We start from the raw sequence: 730 nt of genomic DNA, 5'->3' as shown, positions 1-730 counted from the left end.
GCCTGTTGCCATCGATGTGCGCGGCAGCGTCGGCTATTACTGCGGCGGCATGAATTCCGGCAGCACCATTACCGTGCATGGCTCGGCAGGGCCTGGAGTCGGCGAGAACATGATGTCGGGCTCGATCACCATCAAAGGCGACGCCAGCCAGTATGCCGGCGCCACCGGCAAGGGCGGCCTGCTGGTCATCGAAGGCAACGCCTCGTCGCGCTGCGGCATTTCGATGAAGGGCATCGATATCGTCGTGCATGGAAATATCGGCCATATGTCGGCCTTCATGGCGCAGTCAGGCAATCTGGTGGTGTTGGGCGATGCCGGCGATGCGCTCGGCGATTCCATCTACGAGGCGCGGCTCTTCGTGCGCGGCAAGGTCGACAGCCTCGGCGCCGACTGCATCGCCAAGGAAATGCGGACCGAGCATCTGGAATTGCTGCAGGGCCTGCTCGACCGCGCCGGCGTCACCGGCGTCAAGCCGTCGGAGTTCAAGCGCTACGGCTCGGCGCGTACCCTCTATAATTTCAATATCGACAACGCCGACGCGTATTGAGGCAGCATGACCTACAGGAACCCGCCGACGACGCCGCGCAAATCCGCGACCTTCGACGACTACACGCTTTCCGAGATCCGCCGTGCCGCGGCGACCGGCATCTATGACATCCGTGGCGCCGGCGCCAAGCGCAAGCTGCCGCATTTCGACGACCTACTGTTCCTCGGCGCCTCGATCTCGCGT

1 protein-coding gene and 1 pseudogene are annotated in these 730 nt (G+C 63.6%); both read left to right on the top strand.

The annotated features are described in order from the left end of the window. The coding region (locus EN884_RS37680; protein WP_128361216.1) for a GXGXG domain-containing protein at positions 1-547 on the top strand (547 nt) is incomplete at its 5' end. Positions 548-553: 6 nt separating this feature from the next. After that, a pseudogene (locus EN884_RS37675) lies at positions 554-730 on the top strand (FMN-binding glutamate synthase family protein); the annotation flags it as partial.

It is taken from the genome of Mesorhizobium sp. M7A.F.Ca.AU.001.01.1.1 (genome assembly GCF_004022735.1).
GTDB lineage: Bacteria > Pseudomonadota > Alphaproteobacteria > Rhizobiales > Rhizobiaceae > Mesorhizobium > Mesorhizobium ciceri.
Note: the sequence above shows the minus strand (reverse complement) of the source record. Positions and strands in the feature narration are given on the sequence as shown.